At 64.7% G+C, this 3,246-nt stretch carries 3 protein-coding genes and 1 pseudogene; 2 read left to right on the forward strand and 2 right to left on the reverse strand.

The features are described 5' to 3' along the window. Positions 1 to 515, reverse strand: a 515-nt coding sequence (locus AOK08_RS48100; RefSeq protein WP_422125812.1) for a DEAD/DEAH box helicase family protein, incomplete at both ends; no start/stop codon positions are given. 2 nt (positions 516 to 517) lie between these two features. Further along, positions 518 to 1,001: pseudogene (locus tag AOK08_RS48105) on the reverse strand (helicase-associated domain-containing protein); the annotation flags it as partial. Positions 1,002 to 1,233: 232 nt separating this feature from the next. Between AOK08_RS48105 and AOK08_RS38550 the strand changes: the two are divergent. Both AOK08_RS38550 and AOK08_RS38555 read left to right on the forward strand, forming a co-directional pair. Continuing rightward, entirely contained in the window at positions 1,234 to 2,538 is a 1,305-nt protein-coding gene (locus AOK08_RS38550) for an AAA family ATPase (RefSeq protein WP_063794217.1), read from the forward strand. Beyond that, a complete protein-coding gene (locus AOK08_RS38555) occupies positions 2,539 to 3,183 on the forward strand; it encodes an RloB family protein (protein WP_055534778.1) in 645 nt (214 codons plus the stop codon). Positions 3,184 to 3,246 lie beyond the last annotated feature (63 nt).

A 3,246-nucleotide genomic window follows, 5' to 3' on the forward strand; every position in this document is an offset into this window, starting at 1 on the left:
TCGGTGACCTTGCGCTTGGTCGCGGTGGTCGCACAGAAGCGGTACTTCTCCTCCGTCTCGGCGGTGGCGTAGGCGAGCCGCTCCGACTCCGTGAGGTTGACCCTGACCTCGACACAGTCGGCGGGCGCGATGTAGCCCTGCGCCTCGATCTCCTTCCAGGGCGCGTCGAACCTCTTCGGCCCGATGAGCGAGAAGACGTCCGACTCGCGCCCGTCCTCCCGCACCAGGGTCGCGGTCAGTCCGAGCCGCCGCCTGGCCTGCAGATCGGCGGTGAACTTGAAGACAGGAGCGGGCAGCAGATGCACCTCGTCGTAGATGATCAGCCCCCAGTCACGGGAGTCGAACAGCTCCAGGTGCGGGTAGACACCCTTCCGCCTGGTCGTGAGCACCTGGTACGTCGCGATGGTGACCGGTCGGATCTCCTTGCGCGTACCGCTGTACTCGCCGATCTCCTCCTCGGTCAGCGAGGTCCGCTTCACCAGCTCGTGCTTCCACTGCCGGGCCGAGACGGTGTTNNCGAGGTCCTCGGCCGGCCAGCCCAGCTTCAGCAGCACCTGCTTGATCTGGCCGCGCTCCGAGGGGTGCACGGCGACCGTGTCCGGGTCGAGCCGGGCGCCCACGAGCGGGGTGATCCGCTTCGAGCGCAGGATCTCCTCCAGCACAGGACGGTCGGTGGTCGTGAGGACCAGGCCGTGCGCCGGGTGCTTGGAGAGGGTCAGCCGTCCGTAGCGGTCCATCGTCTCGGCGATGTCCACCAGCAGCGCGTGCGGCACGGGATAGCGGCTGTACTGCACGAGCGCGTCGACGACCTGCTCGGCGTCGTGCCCTGCGGCCCGCGCGTTCCACAGGCCCAGCGGGGTCACCCGGTAGGTGTGGATGTGCTCGGGCGCCCGCTCCAGCTCGGCGAACGGCGCGATGGCCCGCCGGCACTCGCCGGCCTGCTCGTGGTCGACCTCAAGGAGCAGAGTCTTGTCCGACTGGACGATGAGTGGACCATTCACGTACGTGCACATCCCTTCCGTACGGCCGAGGCCTACGGCCAAACGTCCAGTGTGCCGCATCAACGAGACCGGCACCGAGAGCCAGATACGGCGGCGGTGAGGTCGGTCTCTGCCGGGAACAAGCCGTCACGGCAGAGTGAACGGCCTAGCCGTTGCCGCTAGGGGCTTGTATCGTCAGATTTTGAGCGGGACAGCCGTTTGGTGACATGTGTAAATGCTTGAGGAGGTTGCCATGCTGCTGCGGTTTCAGGTGACCAACCACGCGTCCCTGCGTGATGAGCAGGAACTTTCCCTGATCGCGTCCGACCGCCACCCCGAGCGAGCTGAGTGTGAGCTCGTCAACGGAGAGCACCGTGCTGTACCCGTCGCCGCGATCTATGGAACGAACGCGTCCGGAAAGTCCAACGTGATCGATGCGATCCGCTGGATGCGTCAGGCGGTGCTGTCATCGTTCCGGCACTGGGACCCGACCGGCGGGATTCCCCGCCGTCCCTTCGCGCTGCGCCGGGACGTGACGTCGTCGCCGACGTCCTTCAGCGTCGATTTCGCATTGAACGGTGTCCGCCACGAATTCGGCTTCTCCGTCGACGACGACCGCGTGACCGAGGAGTGGCTGTACTACTTCCCGGAGCGCAAGGCCAATCGACTGTACGAACGCAACGGTGACTCCCCGGTTGCCTTCGGACGGTCCTTGACAGGCCGAAAGAAGATCATTTCTGAGTTGCTCCGTCCGAACAGTCTCTATCTGTCCGTTGCGGCGGCTCAAGGACACCCGCAGCTCAGCGAGGTGTACCGATGGTTCCAGAAGGGCCTGCGGCTTGCCACGGACGGGAACTTCAGGAATCGTCTGGACCATACCGTCCGCCTCCTGCGGGATGACCGGGAGCAGGGCGATTCGGCGCCGGTGATGAGGCTGCTCCAATTCGCGGACCTGGGGGTCTCGGGGCTGGAGGTCGAGGAGCCGGACGAGACGGTCATCGACGAATACCAGCGACTTACCCGGGCGATGAGGGAAGCGCTGGGGAACAGGGTGCGTGTCGAAACGCCGGGCTTGCATTCGGTGCGTGTCGAGCATCGGACCACCGAGGGAGTCTTTCCGCTGGACCTCGCGGAGGAGTCGAGCGGTACGCGTACCTGGATCGGGCTCATGGGGCCAGTGCTCGCGACCCTTGCCGAGGGGGCCGTGCTGTGCGTGGACGAACTCGACGCTCGTCTCCATCCGTATCTTGTCGACGCTCTCGTCGGCATGTTCCAGTCACCGGACGTCAACCGCTCAGGCGCGCAGTTGATCTTCAGCACTCACGAAGCCGCCCTGCTGGGCAGGAACGTACGGACGGAGCTCTTCCGGGATCAGGTGTGGTTCACGGAGAAGGACGCCGAAACCCTGGCGACTCGGCTGTTCCCCATGACTGAGTTCCATGTGCGTGACTCCTTGGAGAACCTGGAGAAGCGCTACCTGGCTGGTCGCTACGGCGCGGTCCCGTATCTGGACGACGACTTGTTGCGTGAGATTTCCGAGGCGGTCGGAGGGGCGTAGGTGGGGCGTAAGGGGAAGCCGCTGCAGAGGCCGGGCAGCTCGCGCCCGGAGCAGCGCAGGTTCCTGATCTACTGCGAAGGCGAATGCACGGAGGATCAGTACTTCGAGGGGCTCAAGCAAGAACTGAGGCCGCTACCTGTGACGATCTGTCTCGGAGGCGAGCACGGCGAGCCCATGTCCTTGGTGAAATCGGCCATCAAGCACAGGGAGCGAGCCCCTCAGTCCCCAGCGGATCGATGCACTTCCTACGACGAGGTGTGGTGTGTTGTGGATGTCGAGGCCCCAACTCCTCACCCCTCGCTCGACGAAGCCCTGAAGCTCGCGCGGCAGGCGGGGGTCAACATAGCCCTGTCCAACCCGTGCTTCGAGCTCTGGATCCTCCTGCACTTCAGGGACATTGCGGCTTATCAGACCTCGGCTGCCGCACAGACCGCGTTGGAGAAGGCAGAGGACTGCGGCTACACGGTCCAGCGAAAACATCTGGACTACAACAAGCTCCTTGGTTCGGACAGCGCCCGCCACGCCAAGGCGAAGGAGCGTGCGGAGAAGCTGCGCCTGGGGAGTGAGCGCGGGTACCGAACCAATCCTTGGACGGATGTGGACATCCTCGTAGAGCTGCTACGACAGGGCAGGATCCGACCTTGATGGTGTGATCACATTTGTGTCCTCGTCCAAACGTCCACCGTGCCCTACTGGCCGCCGATGGGC

This window comes from Streptomyces graminilatus (assembly GCF_001418565.1).
In the GTDB taxonomy this organism is placed as follows: Bacteria; Actinomycetota; Actinomycetes; order Streptomycetales; family Streptomycetaceae; genus Streptomyces; species Streptomyces graminilatus.